25 protein-coding genes and 1 pseudogene are annotated in these 25,409 nt (G+C 70.8%); 17 read left to right on the forward strand and 9 right to left on the reverse strand.

The annotated features are described in order from the left end of the window. Positions 1–64 precede the first annotated feature (64 nt). From FFT21_RS18115 to FFT21_RS18150, 8 genes are all read left to right on the forward strand, one after another. Positions 65–1,174, forward strand: coding sequence for a Gfo/Idh/MocA family protein (locus tag FFT21_RS18115; RefSeq protein WP_137815078.1), 1,110 nt, complete (start codon positions 65–67; stop codon positions 1,172–1,174). A gap of 88 nt (positions 1,175–1,262) precedes the next feature. Further along, on the forward strand, positions 1,263–2,372 hold the full coding sequence (locus FFT21_RS18120; RefSeq protein ID WP_137815079.1) for a DegT/DnrJ/EryC1/StrS family aminotransferase: 1,110 nt from the start codon (positions 1,263–1,265) through the stop codon (positions 2,370–2,372). Then, positions 2,369–3,316, forward strand: a complete 948-nt coding sequence (locus FFT21_RS18125) for a GumC domain-containing protein (protein WP_137815080.1) — start codon at positions 2,369–2,371, stop codon at positions 3,314–3,316. Before FFT21_RS18120 ends, FFT21_RS18125 begins: the two co-directional genes overlap by 4 nt. Before the next feature lie 59 nt (positions 3,317–3,375). Then, positions 3,376–4,920, forward strand: a complete 1,545-nt coding sequence (locus FFT21_RS18130) for a lipid II flippase MurJ (RefSeq protein WP_192909615.1) — start codon at positions 3,376–3,378, stop codon at positions 4,918–4,920. Beyond that, positions 4,917–6,326: a hypothetical protein gene (locus tag FFT21_RS18135; protein WP_137815082.1), complete on the forward strand. Its 1,410-nt coding sequence runs from the start codon at positions 4,917–4,919 to the stop codon at positions 6,324–6,326. The genes FFT21_RS18130 and FFT21_RS18135 overlap by 4 nt, the downstream gene beginning before the upstream one ends. Beyond that, positions 6,307–6,960 (forward strand): sugar transferase, encoded by a 654-nt coding sequence (locus tag FFT21_RS18140; RefSeq protein WP_137815083.1) that lies wholly within the window; start codon positions 6,307–6,309, stop codon positions 6,958–6,960. The genes FFT21_RS18135 and FFT21_RS18140 overlap by 20 nt, the downstream gene beginning before the upstream one ends. Then, positions 6,957–7,931, forward strand: coding sequence for a glycosyltransferase (locus FFT21_RS18145; RefSeq protein ID WP_137815084.1), 975 nt, complete (start codon positions 6,957–6,959; stop codon positions 7,929–7,931). Before FFT21_RS18140 ends, FFT21_RS18145 begins: the two co-directional genes overlap by 4 nt. Next, entirely contained in the window at positions 7,928–8,974 is a 1,047-nt protein-coding gene (locus FFT21_RS18150; RefSeq protein ID WP_137815085.1) for a GNAT family N-acetyltransferase, read from the forward strand. The genes FFT21_RS18145 and FFT21_RS18150 overlap by 4 nt, the downstream gene beginning before the upstream one ends. A gap of 104 nt (positions 8,975–9,078) precedes the next feature. Here the strand turns inward: FFT21_RS18150 and FFT21_RS18155 are convergent, their stop codons facing one another. Further along, entirely contained in the window at positions 9,079–10,392 is a 1,314-nt protein-coding gene (locus FFT21_RS18155; RefSeq protein ID WP_137815086.1) for a UDP-glucose dehydrogenase family protein, read from the reverse strand. Positions 10,393–11,004: 612 nt separating this feature from the next. On the opposite strand from FFT21_RS18155, the gene FFT21_RS18160 reads away from it, so the two are divergent. Beyond that, a complete protein-coding gene (locus FFT21_RS18160; RefSeq protein WP_137815087.1) occupies positions 11,005–11,688 on the forward strand; it encodes a class I SAM-dependent methyltransferase in 684 nt (227 codons plus the stop codon). A gap of 61 nt (positions 11,689–11,749) precedes the next feature. Here FFT21_RS18160 and FFT21_RS18165 read toward each other — a convergent pair whose 3' ends face one another. After that, complete coding sequence (locus tag FFT21_RS18165; RefSeq protein ID WP_137815088.1) at positions 11,750–12,994, reverse strand: lipid II:glycine glycyltransferase FemX; 1,245 nt, start codon at positions 12,992–12,994, stop codon at positions 11,750–11,752. A 321-nt stretch (positions 12,995–13,315) separates the two neighbouring features. Between FFT21_RS18165 and FFT21_RS18170 the strand changes: the two genes are divergently transcribed. Next, positions 13,316–14,026 carry a class I SAM-dependent methyltransferase gene (locus FFT21_RS18170; protein WP_225978530.1) on the forward strand — a complete coding sequence of 237 codons (711 nt, stop codon included), beginning with the start codon at positions 13,316–13,318 and terminating at the stop codon, positions 14,024–14,026. Positions 14,027–14,067: 41 nt separating this feature from the next. Here the strand turns inward: FFT21_RS18170 and FFT21_RS18175 are convergent, their stop codons facing one another. Continuing rightward, the gene (locus FFT21_RS18175; RefSeq protein WP_192909616.1) at positions 14,068–15,021 is read right to left on the reverse strand and encodes a right-handed parallel beta-helix repeat-containing protein; all 954 of its coding nucleotides are present in this window, start codon (positions 15,019–15,021) and stop codon (positions 14,068–14,070) included. Here FFT21_RS18175 and FFT21_RS29225 point away from each other — a divergent pair. From FFT21_RS29225 to FFT21_RS18190, 4 genes are all read left to right on the forward strand, one after another. Then, the gene (locus FFT21_RS29225; RefSeq protein ID WP_192909617.1) at positions 14,999–15,319 is read left to right on the forward strand and encodes a hypothetical protein; all 321 of its coding nucleotides are present in this window, start codon (positions 14,999–15,001) and stop codon (positions 15,317–15,319) included. The genes FFT21_RS18175 and FFT21_RS29225 overlap by 23 nt on opposite strands. Positions 15,320–15,415: 96 nt before the next feature. Continuing rightward, positions 15,416–16,684 (forward strand): nucleotide sugar dehydrogenase, encoded by a 1,269-nt coding sequence (locus FFT21_RS18180; protein WP_137815090.1) that lies wholly within the window; start codon positions 15,416–15,418, stop codon positions 16,682–16,684. Positions 16,685–16,805: 121 nt separating this feature from the next. Continuing rightward, positions 16,806–17,027 (forward strand): antitoxin, encoded by a 222-nt coding sequence (locus tag FFT21_RS18185; RefSeq protein ID WP_137815091.1) that lies wholly within the window; start codon positions 16,806–16,808, stop codon positions 17,025–17,027. Next, a complete protein-coding gene (locus FFT21_RS18190; protein WP_137815092.1) occupies positions 17,024–17,407 on the forward strand; it encodes a type II toxin-antitoxin system VapC family toxin in 384 nt (127 codons plus the stop codon). The genes FFT21_RS18185 and FFT21_RS18190 overlap by 4 nt, the downstream gene beginning before the upstream one ends. A gap of 111 nt (positions 17,408–17,518) precedes the next feature. On the opposite strand, the gene FFT21_RS18195 is transcribed toward FFT21_RS18190, so the two are convergent. Beyond that, positions 17,519–17,695: a DUF397 domain-containing protein gene (locus FFT21_RS18195; RefSeq protein ID WP_137815093.1), complete on the reverse strand. Its 177-nt coding sequence runs from the start codon at positions 17,693–17,695 to the stop codon at positions 17,519–17,521. Continuing rightward, the gene (locus FFT21_RS18200) at positions 17,692–18,534 is read right to left on the reverse strand and encodes a helix-turn-helix domain-containing protein (RefSeq protein ID WP_137815094.1); all 843 of its coding nucleotides are present in this window, start codon (positions 18,532–18,534) and stop codon (positions 17,692–17,694) included. The genes FFT21_RS18195 and FFT21_RS18200 overlap by 4 nt, the downstream gene beginning before the upstream one ends. Before the next feature lie 224 nt (positions 18,535–18,758). On the opposite strand from FFT21_RS18200, the gene FFT21_RS18205 reads away from it, so the two are divergent. Both FFT21_RS18205 and FFT21_RS18210 read left to right on the forward strand, forming a co-directional pair. Beyond that, positions 18,759–19,094, forward strand: a complete 336-nt coding sequence (locus FFT21_RS18205; protein ID WP_137815095.1) for a hypothetical protein — start codon at positions 18,759–18,761, stop codon at positions 19,092–19,094. 1 nt (position 19,095) lies between these two features. After that, the gene (locus FFT21_RS18210; protein ID WP_137815096.1) at positions 19,096–19,326 is read left to right on the forward strand and encodes a hypothetical protein; all 231 of its coding nucleotides are present in this window, start codon (positions 19,096–19,098) and stop codon (positions 19,324–19,326) included. Between the two features lie 211 nt (positions 19,327–19,537). Here the strand turns inward: FFT21_RS18210 and FFT21_RS18215 are convergent, their stop codons facing one another. The 4 genes and pseudogenes from FFT21_RS18215 to FFT21_RS18230 all read right to left on the reverse strand — a co-directional run bounded on the left by FFT21_RS18215 (position 19,538) and on the right by FFT21_RS18230 (position 24,922). Continuing rightward, entirely contained in the window at positions 19,538–20,194 is a 657-nt protein-coding gene (locus FFT21_RS18215; protein ID WP_137815097.1) for a maleylpyruvate isomerase N-terminal domain-containing protein, read from the reverse strand. A gap of 77 nt (positions 20,195–20,271) precedes the next feature. Further along, positions 20,272–20,355: pseudogene (gene gvpK / locus FFT21_RS18220) on the reverse strand (gas vesicle protein GvpK); the annotation flags it as partial. Positions 20,356–20,431: 76 nt separating this feature from the next. Beyond that, on the reverse strand, positions 20,432–21,472 hold the full coding sequence (locus tag FFT21_RS18225; RefSeq protein WP_137815098.1) for an LLM class F420-dependent oxidoreductase: 1,041 nt from the start codon (positions 21,470–21,472) through the stop codon (positions 20,432–20,434). Positions 21,473–21,568: 96 nt separating this feature from the next. Beyond that, entirely contained in the window at positions 21,569–24,922 is a 3,354-nt protein-coding gene (locus FFT21_RS18230; RefSeq protein WP_137815099.1) for a CHAT domain-containing protein, read from the reverse strand. Positions 24,923–25,017: 95 nt separating this feature from the next. On the opposite strand from FFT21_RS18230, the gene FFT21_RS18235 reads away from it, so the two are divergent. Then, a complete protein-coding gene (locus FFT21_RS18235) occupies positions 25,018–25,404 on the forward strand; it encodes a hypothetical protein (RefSeq protein WP_137815100.1) in 387 nt (128 codons plus the stop codon). Positions 25,405–25,409: the final 5 nt, after the last annotated feature.

Consider the following 25,409-nt stretch of genomic DNA (forward strand, 5'->3'; position numbering starts at 1 on the left):
TTCACGTGCGTGGTTTCACGCTGCGTCGCGCACGGCCACGCGGCAACGGAAGCGGGTGGTGGTGATGCCATCACGAGAGACCACCCGGGTTGCCGTCGTCGGCTACGGATACTGGGGGGCGAAGCACGTCCGCGTGCTCTGCGGCCTGCCCGAAGTCGAGGTCACCGTCGTTGACCAGCGCCCGGAACGGCTGGACGAGGCGCGCAGACAGTTCCCCACCGCGACCACCGCCGGCGACCTCGCCGAGGTCCTCGACCATGTCGACGCGGTCGTCGTCGCCACGCCGCCCACCACGCACGCGCAGGTGGCGCTGCACGCGCTCGGCGCCGGCAGGCCCACGCTGGTGGAGAAACCGCTCGCCACGTCGGTCGAGGACGCGCAGGCCATGGTGGCCGCGGCCGCCGAGCGTGATGCCGTGCTGATGGTCGGCCACACGTTCGAGTACAACGCCGCGGTCTGGAAGCTGAAGGAGATCATCGCGTCCGGCGAGTTGGGCAGCGTGCTGCACATCGACTCGGCAAGGCTGAACCTGGGCATCTACCAGAGCGACGTCAACGTGGTCTGGGATCTGGCGCCGCACGACCTGTCGATCATCTCGTTCCTGCTCGACGACATGCCGTCGTCGGTGTCCGCCTGGGCTCATCACGACCTCGGCCACCAGCACGTTGACGTGGCCTACCTGGCGCTCGACTTCGAACGGATCGGCACGCGCGCGTTCGTGCGGGTGAGTTGGCTCAATCCCAACAAGGTCCGCTCCGTCACGGTGGTCGGCGACCGGAAGATGGCCGTCTACGACGATCTGTCCGAAATAGACCGCATCCGGGTGTACGACCGCGGTGTCCAACCGAAGGCGGCGGTCGGCCTGCACCTGACCGGCGGTCCGGTCGGCTACCGGACCGGCGACGTGGTCTCCCCGCACGTGGCGTTCCGCGAGCCGTTGCTGGTGCAGGACAGCCACTTCGTCGAGTGCGTGCGCACCGGCCGGCGACCGGACACGCCGGGCGAGCGCGGGCTCGACATCGTGCGGATCCTCAGCGCCCTGGACCACGCGCGGCTCACCGGTCACGCCGTGCCGATCGACTGGCACGACGCCGACCGGCCGCTGCCGGCGCGGCTGGCGGACGCGGCGCCGGTGCTCGCCGGCGTGGTGCTCAACGGGGAGGTGGCTTCCTGATGCGGGCGTCAAGTCGCGGCAACCAACGTGACCACGGCGCGCGCCGTGTTTCTGCGGGTGTTCGCGTCATCGCGGAAGGAAGGGCGTCGTGACAGCCGCGGACCGCGCCATCCCGTTCCTTGACCTGGCCGGCGCCCATGCTCAGGTGCGGGAGGAACTGGACCTCGCGTGGAAGACGGTGCTGGAGCACGGGCGCTTCGTCGGCGGGCCGGAACTCGAGCGGTTCGAGGAACAGTTCGCGCACTACTGCGGTGCCACCGCGTGCGTCGGCGTGGCCAACGGAACCGACGCGCTGGAACTGATCCTCGCCGCCCTGGGCATCGGCCATGGCGACGAGGTGATCGTTCCGGGGAACACCTTCGTCGCCACGGCCGAGGCGGTGTGCGCGGTGGGAGCGCGGCCCCGGTTCGTCGACGTCTGCCCGGACACGCTGCTCATCGATCCCGCGGCGGTGGACGCCGCGGTGACCCGGAACACCGCGGCGATCATCGCGGTGCACCTGTACGGCCAGATGGTCGACGTCCACTGCCTCACCGCGCTCGCCCGGCGGCACGGTTTGGCGCTGGTCGAGGACGCCGCGCAGGCCCACGGCGCCCGCTGGGCCGGGCGGCGCGCGGGAACCGCCGGGGTGGCGGCGGGTTTCAGCTTCTACCCGGGCAAGAACCTCGGTGCGCTCGGCGACGGCGGCGCCGTGGTGACCAGCGACGCCGAACTCGCCCGCCGGGTGCGGCGGCTGGCCAACCACGGCCGGGTCGACGGCGACCGCTACCGGCACCTGGACAGTGGCCGCAACAGCCGGCTCGACACCCTTCAGGCCGCCGTGCTCTCCGCGAAGCTGCACCGGCTCGACGCCGACAACGCCCGCCGCCGGGAGCTCATGGCGCACTACCGCGAGGGGCTTCCGCCGTTCTGTGTGCCGGTCGCGGTGCATCCGGCCGCCGAGCCGGTTCACCACCTGGCGGTGGTCCAGGTCGCAGACCGTACGAAGGTGAGCGCGGCGCTGTCCGCGGCGGGCATCGGGTGGGGCCTGCACTACCCGGTGCCCTGCCACCAGCAGCCCGCGTTCGCCGAGTTCGCCGAACCGCTTCCGGTCGTGGAGCGGGCGGCCGGGCGGGTCATCTCCCTCCCGATGTTCCCCAGCCTCACCACCGACGACATCGCCAGAATCTGCGACGTACTGCGGGGGATCTCATGGTGACCGCACCAACCGGCGCTCGCGGCGCCGCGTCCAATGGCGACCGGGCCAACGACACCACCGCCAAGGACGGCGTCAATGGCGCGACCACGAACGGGCAGCCACGGCAGGGGTCCGCGCCGCCGACCGCCGGCTCGCCGCCCGAACCGGCAACCCCACGCGGCCTGACGCGCGCGCAGATCCGGCGGCTGGTCGGACTGTCGGCGGCGATCGTGCTGGTGGGCGCGGTGGTGGGGTTCGGAGCCGGCCTGCTGTGGCCGGCCCGGTACGCCGCACGCGCGGAGATCCTTTACCAGATCAGCCAGGAGAAGTCGACCGGTTTCCTCCGCCAGGACCGCAGCCTGACCACCCAGCTCGTGCTGTTGCAGAGCCCACGCGTGTTGGCCCCGGTGGCGGCGGGCAGCGGGATGTCCCTGGACGACCTGAAAAAGAAGGTGTCCGTCACGCTCCTGGACAACAGCGAGGTCATCCAGGTCGAGGCCCGCAACCATTCCCGCGACACGGCGCTGCGCTGGGTCAGGGACATCGTGGACAACTACCTGAAGGTCGCGCCGGCCGACCAGGCGACCGAGGTCGACGCGTTCCTCCGCCAGCAGCTCGCCGAGGTGCAGGACAACCTCGCCAAGGCTCGGGTGCACGCGGCGACCGTGCACGAACAGCAGAGCGCGGGACTGGTCGGCAGCCTGGCCGGCGCGTCCGCCGACGCCGAGGTGCAGGGCCTCGCCGACCACGAGCGGAAGCTGCGCGAGCAGCTCGACGAGCTGCACGTGGCCACGGTCAGCGCGCCCCGGCGCGAGGTCGTCGTGCCGCCCTACCCGGTCGCGAATCCGGTCAGCCCGCGACCGGCTTTCACCGCCGCCACGGGAGCGCTGGCCAGCCTGGTCATCGCCGCCGGGGCGGCCGCCGTGCTGGGCCGGCGGTGGGCCAGGGGGCGGGCCGCGACATGACCGGAACGGTGATGCCAACCGCCGGACGAACCCGGACGGCGGCGCGGGACTCGGTGACCGTGGCCGGTTGGACCCTGGCCAGCCGGCTCACCGGCCTTGCCCGCGTCGCCGTGGTCGGAGCCGTCCTCGGGCCCACCTACTTCGCGAACACCTTCGTGACGGCGAGCTTCGTGCCCACCTTCACGTACGCGTCGATCGCGGGTACCGCGCTTGCGATGGTGGTGGTGCCGGCCACGGTCGGCACGCTCACCGCCAGGGGCGTCGCCAGGGCCGGCGCGGTGCTCGGTGGGGTCGGTGGTTTCCTGCTCAGCGTCGCCGGGGCGATCGCCGTGCTGGCGATGATCGCCTCCCCGGCGCTGGCGTGGCTGCTGACCTTCGGCATCGCCGACGCCGCGGCCCGCACCGCGGCTCGGGGCCAGGCGACCGTGCTGATCCTCCTGGTCGCCCCGCAGATCGTGCTGTACGCGGTGGTGGCGCTGGCCGCCGCCGCCCAGCAGGCGCGTGGCCGGTTCGCGCTCGCCGCCGCGGCACCGGCGGTGGAGAACATCGGCCTGATGACCACGGTGACGGTCGCCGGCCTGGTGTACGGCACCGGGCGCGAGGTGGCGGAGGTGCCGTTCGGCCTGGTGTTCGCGCTGGGCCTGGGTGGCACGCTCGCCGTGGCCACCCATGCGGGGCTGCAGGTGTTCGGCGCGGCGCGGGTCGGCCTGCTCACCCGGCCGAGGTTCCGCTGGTGGTCGGATCCGGACGTCGCGGAGGTCGCTCGGCGGCTGCGTCGTGCCATCGTCGTCCCGGCCTGCCCGCAGGTCGCATTCTTCATCCTGCTTACTCTGGCGGGGACGGTGCCCGGCGGCGTCGTCGTGTTGCAGGCGGCCTACCTCGTGTACAACGTGCCGACCGCGTTGGGAGCCCGCGCGGTGTCCACGGCCGTGCTCCCGCGGATGTCGGCCGCCGTCCAGCGATCCGACCATCCCGGGTTCGCCTCGGCGTGGCGCCAGGCGCTGACGCATGTCGCCATCGTCAGCCTGCCCGTGCTGTTGCTGCTGCTGTTCTTCGCCCGGCCGCTGGCCCAGTTCCTGGCCAACGGCGAGCTGCGGTCCGCCAGCTTCGTCGACCAGTTGGCCGGGTGCGTCATGGTGATCGCGGTGGCACAGGTGGTCGCCGGAATCCACGAGATGGGTCGGCACGCGTTGTTCGCGCGGGTCGACCTCAACGGCCCCCGGCTGGCCAGCCTGGCCTACCTCGGGTTCGCGGCACTGGTCGGGCTCGCCTCGCTGACGCTGCCCGGTGGCACGCCGCGCCTGATGATGCTCGCCGCCGCGCTGCTGGTCGGCGACCTCGCCGGCGCGGGCGCGGTCATCACCAGGCTGCGGGCCGCGATCCACCCGGAACGGTTCGCCGACCGTCGCCCGGTCACCGCGGCGGCCGTCGCGGCGGCGGGAATGCTCCCGGTGCTGGCGGCCGGCTGGTGGCTGCTGGCGGCGACCACCAGCGGCCGGCTCACGCGTTTCGCCGAGATGAGCGCCTGCGGGGTGGTCGCGCTGGGCACCTATGCCGCGATGTTCCGGGCGACCACCCGGCCGTCCACGAGGCGGGCGTCATGACGTCCGGGCTGCGGGCGGCCGCACCGGCGAGCGCGCCCCGGACCAGAGACGCCCGGTGGCCGGCGGCGGCAGCGGTCGTTGTTGCGGTGCTCGCCGGGGTGGCCGCGCCGGCAACGGGGCCGCTGCTGACGGCCGGGCTCGCGGTTGTCGCGCTGGTCGCGGCCGCGGCCTACCGCCCGATCTTCGCCACCTACCTCTACCTGGCCACACTGCCCCTGGTCGCCGGCATCGACCGGGGCAAGTTCATCCCGCTGGTGCGGCCCAACGAGGCGCTGCTCGCCCTGCTGCTCGCCGGGGCCGGCCTGGGTGGGTTCCTCCGCTGGGTCCAGGGCCGCCCGCTGCCGCTGCGCGCGCGGCGTGTCGACCTGCCGCTGGCCATGTTCGTGGTGCTCGCCACGGTGTGGCCGCTGGCGTCGATGATGCTGCGCGGTCATCACCCGCATGGCGACGACCTGGCCGCGGTGCTGCCGGTCTGCAAGCTCACCGCGCTGTATCTGCTGGTGCGGTGCACCGTGCGGACGGAACCGCAGACGGTCCGCTGCATCCGGCTCGTCGTGTGGCCGGCGGCGGCGATCGCGGTGCTCGCGGTCCTGCAGACGCTGCACGTCGGGCCGGTGGTGTCCGCGCTGGCGACGCTGTGGCCGTCCGATTCGGGCGTGCTCGGTGAGCGGGGCACGACGACCCTGGGGTCGTCCATCGCCACCGGGGACTACATCACCATCAGCCTGACCATGGTGATCTGCTGTGCCGGTAACGGACTGTTGGGTCGCCGGGAACGGCTGGTCCTCGGCCTCACTCTCGGCGCCGGCGTGCTGGCGGCCGGCCAGTTCTCCACCTGGGTGGCGGCGGCGGTGGCCGCCGTGGTGCTGTTGCGCCGGTTCCCGGGTCTGCGCGGCAGGTTGGTCCGGATGCTTCCGATCGCGGCCGTCGCGGTGCTCGTCGGCGCCCCCGCGTTCCTGGGCCGGCTGGACGGCTTCGGCGACGGGTACGGCGTCCCCCGCAGCTGGCTCGGGCGATGGGACAACCTCTCCACGTTCTACCTCCCGCGCCTCGGCGACTTCGGCTTCGTCACCGGGGTCTCGCCGAACTCCGTGCTGCCGGCACCGGAGACCTGGCGCAACGAGATCTTCCTGGAATCCGGATACCTGCAGTTCCTCTGGGTGGGCGGGATCCCGCTGCTCGTCGCCTTCGGCTGGTTGTCCTTCGCCGTGCTTCGGGCGACCGGGCGGGTCCGCGCGGATTCCGGTGCGGTCGGCGCCTGCGCGATCACCCTGCAGGTGGGGTGGTGGATCGTGCTGGTCCTGTCGCTCATCGACATCCACCTGGTGCTGCGCGGGGCCGGCGACCTGCTGTTCACGCTCCTTGCGATCACTACTGGGGGGACCAATGACGATCGAGATCCATGAGGTCCGGGGGACATCTCCGGGGGAGGCGGCCCGGAGGGCGATCGACGTCGTGCTCGCGACGACAGCCCTCGCGGTGCTGGGGCTGCCGATGCTTGTCGTGGCCGTCCTGATCCGGCTCACCAGCCGGGGCCCGGCACTGTTCCGCCAACCGCGGGTGGGCCGGGGCGGCGAGGTCTTCACCCTCTACAAGTTCCGCACCATGCGCCTTGACGGTAGTGACGCCGCGCATCGCGACCTGATCGCCCGTGAACTGCGGGGTGAGGACACCCGGGTCGGCGGCAGCACCAAGCTGGCCGACGACGCGCGGGTCACCCGCGTCGGCTCCTGGCTGCGGCGCACCAGCCTCGACGAGTTGCCCCAGCTCATCAACGTGTTGCGGGGCGAGATGACACTTGTCGGCCCCCGTCCCTGCCTTACCTGGGAGGCGGAGATGTTCCCCACCGAATTCGCGGAGCGCTTCACCGTCAAACCCGGAATCACGGGGCCCTGGCAGACCGGTGGGCGCAGCAGGATGGGGACCTTGGACATGCTCCGGCTCGACCGTGACTACGTCCGCACCCGCAGCCTGGGCACGGATGTCCGCATCCTGGCCCGGACCATCCCGGCGATGCTTCGTGGGGACGGTGCCCGATGACCACTCTGCTGCTGGCCACCACGGGCGGTCACCTCGCCCAGTTGCACGGCCTGTCCACCCGGCTGCCCGCCGACGGAGCGACCGTCTGGGTCACCCACGCCAACGAGCAGAGCGTGTCTCTGCTGGCCGAGCAGGACGTCGAATTCGTCCCGTACGTCGGCGTGCGCAGCGTGCGTGGCGTTCTCCGCTGCCTTCCCACCGCGCACCGCCTCTGGCGGCGGCGGAAGATCACGCGTGCGGTGTCCACGGGTTCCGCCATCGCTCTGGGCTACCTGCCCTATCTCGCCGCGCGGGGCGTCGAGTGCCACTACATCGAAAGCGCCACCCGGGTGAGCGGTCCGTCGCTCACCGGCCGCGTCCTGCAGTGGGTACCCGGCGTCCACCTCTACACCCAACATCCGCGCTGGGCGGACCGGCGCTGGCGCTACGGCGGCAGCGAGTTCGACCGCTACCAGCCGGTTGCCGCCGCGCGCCGACTCGGCGAGCGGGTCCGGGTGGTGGTGACCGTCGGCTCGGCCACCGACTTCCCGTTCCGGCGCCTCATCATGCCCCTGGTACAGCTCCTCGCCCCCAATGGGCCACTGCACCAGGCGACCGGGCGGGACGTGGAGGTGCTGTGGCAGACGGGGGACACCCCGGTCGACGATCTGCGCATCCAACCGCGGCCCTTCCTGCCGGCTCGCGAGCTGTCCGCCGCGCTCGCCGAGGCCGACATCGTCGTCTGCCATGCGGGAACCGGCTCTGCGCTCGCCGTCCTCGGCGCCGGCCGGCTCCCCCTGCTCGTTCCCCGGCTGCGCCGCTACGGCGAAGCCGTGGACGACCACCAGCGCGAACTCGCCGCCGAGCTGAGCCGCCGCGGCCTGGCCGTGTGCCGGGAAGCCGACGAGATCACCGTCGACGACCTGCTGGCCACCCTCGACCGTTCCGTGCGGTCGATCCCGAATCCGGCCCCGTTCAACCTACGATCATGAATGCGCGGTTTGATATCGTCACCGCAGACCCGCGCAGCGACGCGCGCTGGGCCGCGCTCGCGCGCACCACGCACGGAAGCCTGTTCACCTCACCGCCGTGGCTGGACGCGGTCTGCGCGACATACGGGTTCACGCCCCAGGCGCGGATCGCGACGAGCGGCGGCACCCCCACGGCCGGGTTCGCCTGGGTGGCCGTCGACGACCTTCGTGGCGAGCGGCTGTGCAGCCTGCCGTTCTCCGACCGGGCCGAACCTCTCGGCACGGACGGGCCGACCTGGTGCTCGCTGGTCGACGGGTTGCTCACCGACGACACGCGGTTCACGCTGCGCTGCCTGGACTCTGCCGCGCCCACCTGGGACACCCGGTTGCGCTGCGGTGACGACGCCGCGTGGCACGCCACCCGGCTCGATGCGCCGGTGGACGAACTGCGGCGCCGGATCAGCGGCACCGCCCGGCGCAACATCGCCGCGGCCGACCGCAACGGGATCCGCGTCGAGGTGAGCAGCGAGATCGATGCCGTCCGGCACTTCCATCGCCTGCATGTCCGACTACGCAAGTGCAAGTACCGGTTGCTCGCGCAGCCGTTGTCGTTCTTCGAGAACCTCTGGCACCGGTTCGCCCCGAACGACGCCGTGGTGACTATGCTCGCGTTCTCGGGCGACGACCTCGCCGCTGGCGCGATCTTCCTGGTCTGGAACGACGTGCTGTACTACAAGTTCGGCGCGTCCCTGGCCGAGTACCTGGTGCTGCGGCCGAACGACGCGATCTACTGGGCCGGAATCCGGTGGGGTGTCGACCGCGGCCTGCGGCTGCTCGACTGGGGACTCAGCGACCTCGACCAGCCCGGCCTAGTCCGGTACAAGCGCAAATGGGCCAGCGAGGAGCGGCGGATCCTCACCCTGCGTTCGGCGGGCCGGCCATCGCCGCTTCAGGACGAGGCCGGTCGCCTGCTCGGTGAACTGACCGGGCTGCTGACCGAGGGGGCGGTTCCGGACGAGATCACGGCCAGGGCGGGCGCCCTGCTGTACCGGTACTTCTGCTGACCGCTCTTTCCGGACCGGCTGCCCTGGGACGAGGAGGAGCCAGGGAAAGCGCCAGTGCGAAACCACCGCGCGTTCCCCGGGCACGCTCCGGCGGCCGTGGCCGGTTAGCGACCGAGGCCGGTGCAGACGAACCCGACTCGGCGGAGCACGTCCGTGTCGAGCAGGTTGCGGGTGTCGACCACGATCGGCCGCCGCACCGTTTCGGCGAGTCGCGACCAGTCGAGGGTGCGGAACTCCGGCCACTCGGTGAGCACGATGAGGGCGTCCGCGTCCTTGGCGGCCAGGTAGGGGTCGTCGACGACGTTGACCGCGTCCAGTCCGGGGTGGACCGTGTCGGACGACACCGACGGGTCATAGGCGACGAGCTCGGCGCCTGCCTGCCGCAGCAACGCCGCCACCGCCAGGGCCGGCGAGTCGCGCAGATCGTCGGTGTTCGCCTTGAACGTCAGACCAAGCAGGCCCAACCGCACCCGGGTCAGCGCGCCGCCCCGCTTGCCGGTCACCGCGATCCGGATCTTGTCGACAACTCGCTGGCGTTGCCGGTCGTTGGTGTCGATGGTCGCGCGCAGCAACCGAAACTCGAAGTCGACCGAGTCCGCCACCTGCAGCATCGCCCGGGTGTCCTTGGGCAGGCAGGAACCACCCCACCCGGGACCGGGGGTGAGAAACACCTGCCCGATCCGGCGGTCGTAGCCCATGCCCTCGGTGACGTCGGCGATATCCGCGCCCAGCCGCTCGCACAGCTCCGCCAGTGCGTTGGCGTAGGACAACTTCATGGCCAGGAAACAGTTCGCGGCGTACTTGACCAGCTCGGCGCTGGCCGCGTCGGTCAGCACGGTCGGCGCGCCCAGTCGGGCGTACAGCGCGGCAACCCGCTCCGCCGCGTCGGGCCGGTCACAGCCGACCACGATCCGGTCGGGGTTGAGGAAGTCCTCCACGGCCGAGCCCTCGCGCAGGAACTCGGGATTGCTCACCACGGCCACGTCGTCGCGGCCCAGCAGTTCGCTGGTGCGCGCGGCGGTTCCCACTGGCACCGTCGACTTGTTCACCACCACGCAGCCCGGCGGCAGCAGCTCGCGTACCTCGTCGATGACGGACTCGACCACGCTCAGGTCCGCCGTCCCGCCCACGCCCATCGGGGTGGGCACGCACAGGAAGACCACCTCGGGCGCACCCTCATGCGTGCCCACCGCGGCCGCCGCGCCCAGGACGAAGGACAGCCGGCCCGCCGCCACGCCCTCGGCCACCAACTCCGCCAGCCCGGGCTCCAGAATGCCCACCTCACCCCGCGACAGCCGGGCGATCTTGTCGGCGTCGACATCCGCGCACACCACCCGGTGTCCCAGGGAGGCCAGGCAGGCCCCCGTGGTCAAACCCACGTACCCGGTCCCCACCACCACCACGCGCCTCACGAACACTGGTTGCCTCCTATCCTCCTCTGCCGGCGCCACCGGCGGGACTGTCCGTGCCTGGTCCGGAACGCGTACCGCGGGTTCTGCGCCCCGCCCTACGATGGCCTCGCGATACGCGGGACCGCCGATGCGGAAACCGTCAATACGCAGACACCCAACACGATTGCGCGGTCAGAAGATGGTGGTATATTCTGTTTATCAAGGCCTCGGTCGCCCTTCTTGAGCGTTCACCAACATACCCTCGAGTCAGGCTAATTCCACACCGAAGGCCCTGCACGGAGCAGCGCCCACCAGCACCTCATGGTGTGAACGGGCCATCAAGCCTCTGCGCCACTACCGCTTTCCATCTACGGTAGGTTTGAGTCGCGGTGGGATTGGTGTGCGCCGCGTCGACCGCCACGTGCGGTTGCGCAAGCGCAAGTACCGGTTGCTCGCCCAGCGACCGGAATTCTTCGAGAACATCTGGCATCGGTTCGCCGCCAACGAGGGTGGTGGGGAGGTTACGCCGAAGCGGCAAACGTCCTGGCGGGTTGGCAGCCGGCCAGTAGGTTAGGATTATCGCCGACAGCGCCTGTGCGGATACGCACTGTCATCTGAAGGCACAGCCGGAGGTGCTCAATGGCACTGACCTACTGGGAACGTGTGGCCACATCGCGGTGGGGAAGCTATATCACCGCCGAGGAGGACAGGGCGATCCGGTGGGCGAGCGAGATGGCTGGCAACCCCCGCCACGCGCTGGAGATCGGGTGCGATGGCGGGCGGTGGGCGCGCATGCTCTCCCAGGAGGGGTGGTCCGTGACGTGCACCGATGTGGCGGAGGAGGCGATCAAGCTGTGTGCGGACCGGGTTCCGGATGCGCGATGCATCAAGGTCGATCCTGCGGATACCTTTCTCCCCGCGGAAGACGCCTCCACGTCCCTGGTGCTCTGCATCGAGGTGCTGGCGGTCGTCGGCAGCGACTGGTTTCACAAGGAGGTGGTCCGCGTTCTGGCTCCGGGCGGAATGCTCGTCGCAACCACCTGGAACCGTAACTCGGCACGGGGTGTGGCCGCCAATCTGGCGTCGCGCTGGCGGCGGCGTGGACCGCACTCCTTCTACCGGACCCGGTACACCGCATGGCGCCGACAGCTTCTGGCCGCAGGACTCGAGGTGCAGTCCGAACTGGGATTGTGTTGGTTTCCCTTCGGTCGCTCGAGCAATTCGCCGCTCGTCCCTATCGCGGCGATGACGGAAAAGCGGCTGGGCCTCGCCCGGATGCCGGCGCTGAGTCCCTGGGTGCTCGTCACGGCGCGCAAGCCGTGAGCTCAGGCGGATGACCGGTCTCCTCCTCGCCCCCTGTTTCCTGGCTGCTGAGTCGATCAGTTTATCGTTGCATGCCAGCCGGACGTGAGCGACCGCCACGGATCAACCGCCGCCCGAAGTTGAGCAGTCGCTTCCCGCCCCTCCAACGTCGGGACAGGTCGTATGAGGCGCGCAACGCCGCCGAACTGATCAGCTCAACCGGCGGCGGGTAACGGTATGGTGTGCCACCGGACCTGACCTTGTACTCATCCGCGCCGTGCAGTGCGTTGCGGTCACCACCGTCCAACAGAATGCGCAGCGACTCCGGGCGGAGTCCGCCGAGGTCGAACCACCGGTACCCGTGCGCCTTTCCCCATCGCATGCCCTCCCACATGAGCGCACCCGGCACCCTCAGCCGTTGTGCGGTCTCCGTACGGCGGTAACCCATGATACGCAACTTCAGTGTGCCGCCACAGGCTGTATACAGCTGGCCGGCCACGGGGCCGTCGCCGATTTCGCCCAAAAGCAGCCGCACGCAGCCCTGCGCCGCCAGTTCCCGATAGAGAGTTCGGAGATAATGCTCGGAAAACGGTTCGAATCCCTGGTATGCGGCCGAGTGGGCCAACAGGTCGGCGAGAACGGGGACGTCGTTTTCGTCGCCCACACGGACGACGACCCCGTTGGCCTCCCATTTTTTGTTCCTTGCCCAATTGCGCAACTGTCTGCTGAGTCCGCGTTGCAGTTCGGCTTCGGGGACACTGAGGTCGACGCGGATGGAGCCGGTCGGCGCGATGCCGGCCGCCGACGGGCGAAACCCACGCGAGAGCAGGTCCGAACTCATGTCGTCGGTGCCCTCCGGGGGCTGGACGAACAACATGCGCAGCCGGTGCCGGCCCACGTACGCGAGCGCCCGGCCGAGCGCCCCGCGGATGTGGGCACGCGCGGCGTGTGGCGCGATCACCGGGCCGAATGGCAGGTAACCGATCCTGCCCAGCACGGGCAGCCGGCGTTGCAGGATCTGCGCACCGGCGACGAGGTCGGCGCCCGCGTAGGCAAGCACGTAGAGCGGCGTGAATCCGGCGGCGCGCCGCACCTGCGCCCAGGCACGCAGTTGGGCGACGTCGGTCCCGGACGTGTCGACCACCAACCGATCCCAGGTGGTGAGCGTGCGCCGTTCCGGCTCGGTGCACGTCACCGCGGACACCGGCCCGTCAACCCAGCGGGTTTCCGACACGGCCACCACCCCCTCTCGTCGGTAGGCAACCGGCATGGGAGCCAACCAGCGTCGCCGCACCGGTTCCCCTGGCAACTGGAAGGTTTCGACCATCGGCTCGTCGTCCTGCCCGAATCCTCCACGCAGTCCGCCGGGAGGGCCGCGGTATGACTCCGTGATGCACTACTTCGACTGAACCAGGTTGATGCTGACAGGTGACGATCGGCGGACATCACTGCCCTGCTTCGGTTCGCCACGCCGATACAGTTACCGGGTGACCGGAGGAATCATCCCGCGAACGCGCTCGATTACCTCGAAGGTGGGTCGAGGTCCCGGTCGCCGGGCCATGTATGGCCGGCGCGGCTACCGTTTCCCGAGGACGTTCGGAATCAGATCATAATCGGGGGATCAGTCGTGGCACGCTACCTCCTCACCGTGGTGAGGCCTCTGTACAAGTGGTTGCGGCACGCAACCACGGACCTGCTCTTCGAGCGCCGCTATGGAGTGCACACGGCGGACCTGGTGTATCTCGACGAGCTGGGGCTGGGCGATGCCGAACGAAAGAGGTATCAACCCACCGGATGGCTCAGTCTCGTGCGGATTCTTCGACTCTCCGAGGTGGGTCCGGACGATGTCTTCATCGACTTCGGCTGCGGGATGGGACGAGCCGTGCTGCAGGCCGCTATCCGGTACCCATTCCGGAAGGTGATCGGTGTCGAAATTTCCGAGAAACTCATCGGCATCGCCCGGGACAACCTGGCGCGCAACACCTCCCGGCTGCGGTGCAAGGACGTCTCACTGGTCTGCGCCGACGCGCTCGACTACGAGATCCCGGACGATGTGACCGTCGCCTACTTCGCCAACCCGTTCACCGGAAGCATCTTCAACAGGGTGATCAAGTCGTTGATCGAGTCGGTGGACCGGGCCCCGCGCACGGTGCGGGTCATCTACGCCAACCCGGTCGAGGAGTCCATGCTGCTGCAGACGGGCAGGTTCCGTCACGTTCGCACGGCGCGCGGTCTGCGGCCGACCAGGGAATGGTCGCGGTCCAACTCGATCCGCATGTACCTTCTCGAACCGGAGAACTCGACGGTCCGGCCAGTTCCGTCCGCCGATCAGCGCCTGGACTCCCGGCCACGTTCTTGACCGGCGGGGCATACCCCGCGACGGGATGACGCGGCGAGGCGTCAGCGGCCACAGGGCACGTCCGCCGCGGCCGGCGCCAGCGCCGCCGGGCTCGTGCCAGGCCGCACCGACACGTTGCCCTCCACTCGCAGGCCGGCCCGGCTGCTGTCGTCGGCCTCGACCTGGCGGTAACAGCCCACAAACGTGTTTCGCAGCACCGCACCGTTGACCGAGCCGTCGAGATAGATCACCCCCCGGTCGAAGACGGGGCCGGATATCCGGTTGTCCGACACCTCCACGTCCGGGAACCACCGGACGAGCACCGCCTGGGACGCGCCGACCGAGCAGGTGTTGCCGACGAACCGGATCGAGTGCGAACGTCCCACCTCCCCGTGGGTGCCCGCCGTCTCGGCGGTGGCGATGAGACAGTGCTGCCCCACGTTCTCGCAGGTGTTGCGGGCGATGACGACATCGGTCGTCGGCGGCTTGCTGTTGTCGAAGGTCTGGAAGCAGTCGGGGTGCGGCGGACGGGGATAACCCGCCATGGAGATGTCCCGGATCCTGTTGTCCGTGATGCGGTGACCGCGGCCGAAGAACCTGATTCCGTCGGCGTCGTTCATCTCGCGCATGATCGAGCCGCTCACCATGTTGTCCCGTACTGTGACATCCTGGCCGTTGACGAGGATGCCCGTCCCGTCGGCGCGGTCGACGGTGTTCGACTCGATCGCCGCTCCGGCGCACGGATCGCAGCTGATCCCGTTCCGGGTGGTCTCCCGGACCGTGTTGTGGCGCACCGTGATCGCCCTGCCGGCAACGGCCAACCCGGTTCCTCCGCGCACGGCGAAGCCGTCCACCACGACGTTGTCGCCGAAGACGGTGACCGACCGAACCGGCACGCCGTGGCCCAGCAGGGTGATCGGGGCGGCCGGTGTCCCGGACCGGGTCAGGGTCAGGTCGGTGTCCGCCAGCCCGGTGCCGGCGAAGCAGATCGTGTTGCCGGGTGCGGCGTTCTGCATCGCCTGGGCGGTCCGTTTCGGGTCGTCGACCGTGCTGGTACAGGAAGAGACGTTGGCGGTCTCGGACGGCGGCGCGCCGTCACCCGACAGGTTCGGTGGTGCCGTGGTGCACGCCCCGGTCGACGCCGCGACCGTCAACACGCAGGCGCCCATTACGGTGGCGACCGTCAGAAGATGGGGGGATGCAATGCTTCGCGACGCCATCGGCCTGCCTTTTCTCGACCTCTTCCGTTGGTCAATTCTAATTCCGCACCGGCCACGCGCATCGGGCGACACCCACGCGCACCTAATGGTGTGAACGACTCAACGCGCCTGTGCACCCGGATCCATTTCCGTCTATGTTCGACGTGTTCGCGTCGATGGGGGGTCGGTGCGCCGTATGGGGGAATCGAAGATGCCTTCGAGCTGTCATCGGCTTGCCGTGGTCGGCCAGGGCTACGTCGGGCTGCCACTGGCGATGCGCGCCGTCGAGATCGGTTTGGACGTCCTGGGTTTCGATCTCGACAAGGACCGCGTCGACCGGCTGCGACGGGCCACCTCGTTCGTCGAGGACGTGACCGACACCGACCTGGCGAGCGCCCTCGCCACCGGCCGATACCTACCCACCGACGATCCGGCGGCGCTGTCCGGGTTCGACACCGCGGTGGTGTGCGTGCCGACCCCGCTGCGCGACGGCATTCCCGAGCTGTGCTATATCGAGGACGCGGCGCGCATCCTCGCCCCGCACGTCTCCCCCGGCTGTTGTGTGGTGCTGGAGTCCACCACCTATCCGGGCACCACCGAGGAGATCTTCGTGCCGATCCTGGAGGCCGGTTCGGGGCTGCGGGCGGGCGCCGACTTCCACGTCGGCTACAGCCCGGAACGCATCGACCCCGGCAACCCGACCTGGCATTTTCACAACACGCCCAAGGTGGTTTCCGGCATCGACGAGGCGTCACTGAAGGCGGTGGACGCCTTCTACGGCCAACTCGTGATGCGAACCGTGCCGGTCCCGGGCCCGCGCGAGGCGGAACTCGCCAAGCTGCTGGAGAACACTTTCCGGCACGTGAACATCGCCCTGGTCAACGAGCTGGCCGTGTACGCCCACGGACTCGGGATCGACGTGTGGTCGGTGATCGACGCCGCGGCGACGAAGCCGTTCGGGTTCATGAAGTTCACCCCCGGCCCCGGCGTCGGCGGGCACTGCCTGCCGATCGACCCGTCCTACCTGTCCTGGCAGGTCCGCCGATCGCTGGGCCACGCGTTCCGGTTCGTCGACATCGCCAACGACGTCAACGACCACATGCCGGACTACGTCGTGTCCCGGGTGGTCCAGCACCTCAACCACCGGCGCAAGCCGGTCAACGGCAGCAGCGTCCTGCTGATCGGTCTCACCTACAAGCGCAACTCGGCCGACGCCCGGCACTCCCCGGCGATGAGCGTGGCCAAGCGACTGGCCGACCTCGGCGCCGAACTGCGCGCCGCCGACCCGCTCATCGACGCCGTCGAGGTACCCAGCCACATCACCCTGGTGCCGTGCACCGCCGACGAGGTGTCCCGCTCCGATCTGGTGGTCGTGCTGACCGACCACGACGACATCGACTGGGGCCTGCTGGCCCGCCACGCGGACCGGGTGTTCGACACCCGCAACCGCCTCCGCGGCACCGCCGCCGACACGCTGTGACTACCGCGGTCTCCACCGCCCTACCCACCGTCGACCGGTCCACCGTCTTCCCGGCAGCCAGCCGGGAACCAGTCTGCAGCGACTGTGGCGACACGCGAACGTAGTGCTAGCATATTGCCACATGAGGACCCTGTATCTCCGGAACGTGCCGGATGATGTTGTCGAACGTCTCGAACGGCTGGCGGCCCGTGAGGCAACGTCGGTGAGCGCGATCGCGGTGCGAGAGCTGGCCGAGGTTTCCCGTCGAGCAGACAACCCGGAGCTGCTGGGAGCGCTGCCTGATCTGGGCGTATCCACCGCCACGATCGTGTCGGACATCGAAGCCGGGCGTTCCGATCGGTGATCGTCGTCGATGCGTCAGCCGCACTGGCAGCACTCCTGAACGCCGGTGCGGCGCGCCACATGCTCGCCACCGAGAGGCTGCACGTCCCCCATCTGATCGACTCCGAGGTCGCCTCAGTCCTGCGTCGCCGGGTCGCCGCTGAGCAGGTCCCAGTCGACGCGGCGCGAACCGCCCTACGCACGTGGCAACACCTCGGAATGACGCGCTATCCAGTAGTCGGCCTGCTGGATCGGCTCTGGGAGCTGCGGGCGAACGTGTCGGCCTACGACGCCTCCTACGTCGCGCTGGCGGAGTCCTTGGACTGCGCCCTGCTCACCGCTGACGCCCGTCTCAGCCGGGCGCCCGGTACCCGCTGCGCGATCACCGTGGTGCCCAACTGATCGTCGCGAAGCCCGTCGGCGTCTTGTCTTCGGGTAGGAGCGGCGAACTGGACGGAACACCGGACCCCTGGCGGGAACCAGGGGTCCGGGTCGGTTGTCCGGGTGGCTCGCTCAGCGCGGGAAGCGCCCCGCCTTGACGGCGGCCACGAACTCGGCCACGTCCACCCGCAAGATCGGGCCGTCCGGGTTCTTCGAGTCGCGGATCTGGTCGAGGGTGCCGGCGACTTCGACACAGGAGTTCGTGCCCGTGCTGTGGCGGGGCTTCCGCCACCGGATCTGCGTGGTCATCCGGAATTCTCCCATCTCTCGATCGCCCGCTCGATGCGCCGCATCGAGTCCTTCGGACTCAGCGCCACCCTGAGCACCATCTCGGCCGCCCGCCGGTAGGCCGCCACGGCGTCCTCGTCGTGCAGGAAGATGCCCGAGTCGCGGATTTCGACGTGCACCACGGGAATGGCGTTCTCCGGTTCGATCAGCGAGAACTGGCTCTCCAGCGCCGGGCTCCACCCGCCGTCGTACGGGATGATGCGAAGGTCGATATTGGGATACCGGCACATGTCGAGCAGGTGCCGGAACTGCTCGACCATGACGTCACGGCTGCCGATGGCCTGGTGCAGCACGGCCTCGCCGACCAGGGCGAGCAGTTGCAGCGGGTTCGGCCGGGTCAGCACCTCCCGCCGGGACATCCGGATCGCCACCCGGGTGACCACCTCCCCGGGCGCAATGCCGCCGCTGGACATCATCGCCTGCATGTAGCCCTTTGTCTGCAGCAGGCCGGGGACGAGCAGCGGGTTGACGTCCGTGACGGTCTTCGCCTTCTGCTCGTAGTCGATGTACGCGGCCAACTGCTGGCGCTGCTCGGGCAGGCTCGTGGCCACCCACAATGGCGCCTCGGTGCCGTAGGCGAGCGCCACGATTTCCTCGTAGCGCTCACCGTTGATGCCTAACGCGGTGAGAATCTGCGCCACCTGTTCCGGCTTGGGCGTCCGCTCGCCGGTCTCCCAGCGGGACAGTACGCCCGGGTCCCGCCCGATCGCGGCGGCGAACTCGCGCATCTTCCACCCGCGGTCCTCCCGCGCCCTCCGTAAGGCGGCGCCCAACGCCCGCCCCTTCGGCGTCCGTGCCACGTGGACTCCTGTTGTCGTACCTGCAACAGCTTAGTGCTTCCACCGCCGCTCGGAAGATCACCTGATGCGACCACGGTAACACCATTGCTCCGATTTCTGGAAACACCGCACTATCTGACAACCACCAGCCCATCGCGGCGATACCGATTATCCGAGCACCCGGGGGCATCATGTCAGGCCACATCATCATGCCAGCGGGACCAGCGGCGTCCGAGAGTGGTCCCATGTGGACGCCGGAGTCCGGTCCGCCACTGGACCCGTACACGGCCGTGGCGGAGTACCCGGTCCTGGAACCGTTGCTGGCGCTGTGCGAGCGGGCCGACACCGGCTGGATGTTCCGGCACAAGCGGGATTCCGCCGGGCAGGTCACGGCGATCCAGGGCGTACGCATCGTCGACGGTAGCCACATGGACGTGGTCCGCATCATCGCGCACGACCGCGTGGTGGTCGCCCGGGCGCGGCTGGTCGGCGAACAGGCCGGATCCTTCGTGCTCAACGTCGAAGGTCGGCCGGAGAAGGTCATCCCGCTGCTCGTCTCGCTCCCGGACCGGGAAGTCTGACGTGGCCGCCCAGCACGCCTACCGACCGGGAAACCAGTGGGGCGTCACCGTCCCGGAGTTGATCGAACGCATCGCGGCCGAAGGGTTCCCGACCCGGCTGAGGTGGCCGGACACCGACACCGGCCTGCCGTACCAACTCGTCCGGTGGTCGGTCGACGACTACCCGACGGGATACCTGCCGAAGATCATCCGCGACATGCATCGCCCGGAGCCGGTTACCCGGACCGCGTGATCGTGACCGAACTCCCCCACGCGGCGCCGGACCACGTGCCGGGTGGGGTCGAGAACCAGCCGACCGGGAAAGGAATGGTGGTCTCTATCGACAACTGACACACGAACCTGCGACGGACGTTCCGCAGAACCTCCCGGCTTCCGCCTCCTCAACTCCCATTCCCCGGCAGCCGGGAGGTTTCCCCACCCAGCCGCAGCCAACCGTGGCCCAGTCATCCGAGGACGAACGGAAGTTTCGCGGCCAGCTCACTGAGTTCGGCGTTCTCCGCGTCGGTCGGGGCGCGCCGTCCGGTGCCCACCAGCAGCGCGTCCCTTTCGGAGAACGACGTGGGAAACGCGCGCCCGGCTATCTTCTCCAGCATCTCGCGTGACCGGGCGAGCCCTTCCGCGGGCGGCTCGGCGGCGCCCGGCAGGTATGCGACCAGGTCGAGGTGGTGCAGCGTCCACTCCAGGACGTACGCGGAGAGGTAGTCGCCCGCGGTGAGGACCTCGTCCCGCGTGCTGACCCGGAGGTCCGGGTCGACCAGTTCGGCGGCGCGGCCGGCGGCGGAGCCGACGTCGTCGAGGTGGAACTTGAGCAGCCGCGGCTCTTCGTACGCGGCGGCCAGCCGGACGATCAGCGCGTCGAGCGGGTCGTCACCGGTCGGCGGCGTTTCGGCGACGTCCCAGTAGGTCACCGCGTTGCGAGTCGGTTCCGTTTCGGCTGGCGTCACGAGTGTGATCAGGACGTCCTGAGCGTCGATGATCAGGTGGCACACCAGGTCCCGCACGAGCCAGCCGGTACAGCCGGACGGCTGTGCGAAGTCCTCGTCCCGGAGTTCGGCGACCGCCGTGCGCAACGCCGTCCACGATCGTGAGAACAGATCCACGGTCGCAAGTTAGCAGTGCTCACCCACCGCGACGACGGATTTCGTCGTCTCGCGAGGTTCCACGGCTGACCCGCGCGTCACTCGTCGGCGAGCAACGGCCCGAGCGGGCCGAGGTCGATGTTCAGGTCCTCTTCGGACAGTCCGAAGTGGTCCCGCAACTCGATCACAAACAGCGGCGGCGGTGCCGGGCACCGGAAGGGAATGGGCGTGGGCGGCGGACCGGGTGGGGACCGGTGGTCAGTCCACGAGGCCGCGAAGTTGCTCGACGAGGCGGACGCGGCCGGCGCGGTCCTCGGCCAGCGGGGTGACGTTGAGCGTGGTCACGCCGGCCTCGGCGAAGGCGGCGACGCGCTCCTTGACGTAGCCGGCCGGGCCGATCAGCGAGACCGCCCGGACCAGCTCGTCCGGCACGGCGGCGGCTGCCTCGTCCTTCTTCCCCGCCAGGTAGAGGTCCTGGATGCGCTTGGCCTCGGCGGCGAAGCCGTAGCGCTGGGCGAGGTTGTAGTAGAAGTTCCTGCTCGGCGCGCCCATACCGCCGATGTAGAGCGCGAGCATCGGGCGCACGAAGTCCAGCAGCGGCTCCACGTCGTCGCCGATGGCCAGCGCCGCGCCCACGTAGACGTCCAGTTCGCCGAGGGACGGATCGCGCCGGGCCCTGCCCTCGGCCAGCGCGTCACCCCAGACCGAGGCGGCCTTCTCCGGGTAGAAGAAGATCGGCTGCCAGCCTTCGGCGATCTCCGCGGCCAGGGCGACGTTCTTCGGGCCGATCGCGGCCAGCACGATCGGGATGCGCTCGCGCACCGGGTGATTGATCAGCTTGAGCGGCTTGCCCAGCCCGGTGCCCTGCTCGGCGGGCAGCGGGATCTGGTAGTACCGGCCCTGGTGCCGCACCCGCTCGCGACGCCACACCTGCCGGCAGATGTCCACCAGCTCCCGGGTGCGGCCCAGCGGGGCGTCGTAGCGCACCCCGTGGAAGCCCTCGATCACCTGCGGGCCGGAGGCGCCGATGCCGAGCACGAACCGCCCGCCGGAGACGTAGTCGAGGCCGGCCGCGGTCATCGCGGTCAACGTCGGCGTGCGGGTGTAGATCTGCAGGATGCCGGAGGCCAGCTCCACCCGCTCGGTGCGGGCGGCGAGGAAGCCGAGCTGGCTGACCGCGTCGAAGGAGTAGGCCTCGGGGACGAAGACGATGTCCAGCCCGGCGCGCTCGAGGTCGCCAACCTCGTCGGCGGTCTCGGCGAACCCGCCGCTGTAGTTGAGCTGCATCCCGATCCGCATCCTCACACCTTTCCCTCGGCGTTCCCCGCCTGCCACCCCGGAGCCTGCCACGGGCCGGGCGCGGGCAGGACCACCGGGCGGCCGAAGGGGGTGCGGTCAGGCCCCGGCGTGCACGTATGCCGCCCACCGCCACGGCGCATCGGGCCACTCGTCGCGCATGCGGCGGGTCACCGCGTGCAGCGCGCGGGCACCGGCCGGGCGGTCCGGATCGTCCAGGGTCGCCGCCAGCTCGCGGTGGAACTCGGCCGCCACCCGGGCGGCCACCTCGTCGCCCACCTCCCACAGCGTGGCCACCGCCTGCGCGTAACCGGCGAGCTGGAACGCCGACGCGACATGGATGGCCTCGTCGGCGAGTACCGCGCTGCCCCGCGCGGTGGCACATGCGGACAGGTAGGCCAACTCCGCGGCGTCCAGCCGCAACTGGCTGACCTCGGTGACGGTCAGCGGCCCGTCGTGCAGCAGCAGGTGGCTGGCCGAGGCGTCCGCCGGATCGCTCTCGGCATGGCAGGCGAAGTGCACCACCGCCGCGCCGGGCAGCGCCGCCCGCACCGCGGCACGCGTGGCCGCAGCGCCGACCAGCCGGCCGCCCGCGGCGAACGCCGTGGCCTCCCGCACGGTGGCCGGCAGCGGGGCGCGGCCCGGGGTCTGCGGTATGGCCACCGCCAGCGTGCTCCGGCCCGGCCGGGTGCGCCGCGACCGGCTGTGCAGCAACGCCCGCAGCGTCGGCGTGTACGACGGCACCACCCGGTCCAGCACCGACGCCCCCGGCGTGCCGGGCCGACCGGCGGCGTGCACCGGCAGGAACGTCAACGGCCCGCTCGGGGACCACCACAGCCGTGGCCACGGCCGGCCGGGGTCGTGCTCGGCGATGTCCAACGCCGCCAGCACCGGCTCCGCCAGCACGTCCCACAACCAGCCCAGGGTGTCCACCACCGTCCGCCGGGCCGCGCCGACCACCAGCGGACCGTCCACAGTGGAGCGCCGGGACAGCACGGCGATCGCGGCCTGGAACGCGTCCGCCTGCGCCGCCGCGTCGGCCACCCGCAGCCCGGGCAACCGCACCACGCGTACCCGGCCGTCGTGGAGCACCAGTGCGTCGCAGCGGCGGGTGTCGAGGTTCACCGTGACCACCGGCCCCTCGGCGGCGGCCGGCGCGAGGTCGGCCAGGCCGAGGGTGACCGGCATGAGGAACCGGTCGAAGCCGGGCAGCGCCTTGACCCGCTCGACCAGCTCGGCCCACTCGTCGAGCAGCGCGCGGAACCGGGCCACGCCATCGGGCCGCGGCTCCATGCCCGGGTTCATACCCGCGTGGATCTCCTCGCGCAGCGCGGCGAACCGCTCGGCCAGTTCGGGGTCGGCGCGGTACAGGTTGTCCAGCTCACGGCGGGTGTTCAGCGCGTGGGACAGCATGGTGGCCCTGGCGTCCTCGAGGTGTTCCAGCGCGCCGGCCGGGTCGGCGCCGTTGATCGCGTCCGCGGTCAGCCGGGCGCCGAGCGCGGCGATGCCGCTGGTCCACGCCGGGTCGCCGTCCGTCGCGGCGGCGAAGCCGGCCTGGCGGGTGAGCCCGGCCAGCGTCGAACCCCAGGCGGAGACCAGCCTGGGCGGCGGCGACGGGCTCGCCGCGACCACGTGGCGGGCCAGCCGCACTGCCTCCTGGAACACGTTGTCCTCGGTGGTGTGCCGGTAGCGGGCGAACAGGGTGTGCGCCAGGTACGTCGAGGTGGCCAGGTGGTCCGGGTGGTCATCGGGCAGCTCGGCCAGCCGGGCCCGGTAGCGCCGGATCTCCCGGTCGATCACGGCCAGCGTCTCGAACGGCGACAGCAGGGCACTGCCGAGCGCGGCCACCTGCTCGATCCGCTCTTCCGTGAGCGGTAGCCCGTGCAGCACCCTGGGAAGCTCGTCGATCGTGCGAGCGACCTCCGCGACCACGGTGGACAGTTCGTGTGCCATCGAGTCGGGCGGCCCGGTGCTCGGATCGACGCCCGCGGAGGCGATCCGGGCCAGCGACAGCTGGCCGCGGGACAGCCGCAGCACCACCCGGTCCGGGTCGTCCTCGGGGAGTTCCCGCAGCAGCCGCTCGTGCAGCTCCGCGACCTCGTCCAGCATCTCCTGGTCCACCACGGGCGCCGCCGGGGCCACCGGATTGTCCTCAGCGGACATGATGTTGGCCAGTGCCTCGGGCAGTTCCTGCGGGGTCAGGTGGGCGAGGCGGCGCAGCAGGATTCCGGCCGCCCTGGCCTGGATCTCCTCAAGGTCCGCCTCGTGCGGGTAGCGCAGCACGGCGGCGCCGAAGTCCATCAGCTCGGCGTGCCGGCTCTTGCCCGGCTCGCCCATGCCCAGCAGTCGCAGGATGGCGGCGAACGGGCCGCCGGCGCCCTCGCCAGCCGCCGCACCGGCACCCTCGCCGGTGCCCGCTCCGGGCAGCGAGGACACCAGCGCGTCGAGGATCCGGTACGCCTCCCGGTTCTCCGGGCTGGTCTGCCGGACCCGCGCGTCCCGGGTGGCGCGGGCCATCTCCAGCCGCCGCATCAGGTCCCACCGCTGGTCGAACTCGGGCGTCCCGCGCGGGGTGAGCGCCAGCGCGCGGGTCAGCGCGGCGATGGCCTCGTCCGGCGCGCCGGGGTCGGCGTCCGGGGCGTTCCGCCACCACAGCAGCAGGGCCGAGGCCAGGTCGGTGAGCATCTGCGGCAGGTTCCCGTCGGCGTCGGTGGCCGCCCCCACCGCGGTGCGGAACAGCCCGATCGACTCGGTCAGCAGCGGCACGTCCTGCCGGGCCGCCGCCTGCGCGCCGACGGCCAGCGCCAGGCCGTTGGCGCACCGGGCGTAGTTCGGGTTGTCCTCGGGCGTCAGCCGGAACGCCTCCCGGAGCACGCCGACGATGCCGTCGATGTCCGCCGGCACCGAGCCGCCCTCGGACTCGGTGAGCATGCGCGCGTAGCCGAGGTTGCACAGCGCCAGGGCGTGGGACGGGTGATCCTCCGGGAATCCCTCGGCCGCCTGCCGCAGCAGGCCGACCGCGGCCGCGCCGCTGTGCCGCTCACCGAGCCGGACCAGCCGGCCGAGCAGCAGCATGCCGAGGTTGTTCCGGGCCTCGGCGAGCGCCTGCTCCGGCGGCGTGCCCTCCGGTTCGGCGGCCTGCCGCGCGGCGTCGAGCCACGACCGCACCGGGTCGGGCAGCGCGTCCGGCACGGTCAGGTGCAGCGGTACCAGCAGGATCGCCGCCGTGGTCCGGTCCTCCTGCCCGTCCTCGCCGCGGAACTCGGCGCGCAGCAGGTGGAAGATGCCGGCCACGTACGCGACCTCGGCGTCGAGATCGTCCTCGCGGGCCAGGAAGCCGAGCAGCTGGTCGGCCTGCTCCGCCGCCTCGCCGGCCAGCACCTCCGCGGGTTCCCCGGTGCCGAGCACCGCGTCCACCCGTCCGCGAACGGCGGAGAGTAACTGATCGCGCACTCCGTCGACGGTACCGACCGGCGCGCGGCGGCGGGCCCGGATTCGCCGCGCCTCCTACAATTCCCGCGATCACCACGGCGTCATTGGGGGGCATCATGTCGAGCGCAGCCGATCAGGACGAGCTGGCCACCTTCTGCGCGGAGCTGCACGACCTGCGGCGGTTACTGGCCGGCCCGGCGTCGGCCGCGGACCGGGCCGCCGTCGAACAGGCCGTGCGTGCCGCCCGGCGCGGCGAACCGATCGGCCCGTTCCTCGCCCGGCTCCGCAGCGAACCCGGGCCGGGCGACGACCGGCTGCCACCCCCGTGCCCCACCCGGGGCGGCCCGCTGCCGCCCGAGGTCCTCGACTCGGGCTCGCCGCCGGTCACCGGTGTCTACGTGTGCCCGGGTGACGCGTGCAGCCGGGTGGAGGTGCGGCGCGCCGGGGCCGCGGTGCCCCGGTGCGCCGTCCACGAGCGGGCACTGCGCTTCGTCGCCGACTAGGGCCG

Source organism: Gandjariella thermophila, assembly GCF_005405885.1.
GTDB lineage: Bacteria > Actinomycetota > Actinomycetes > Mycobacteriales > Pseudonocardiaceae > Gandjariella > Gandjariella thermophila.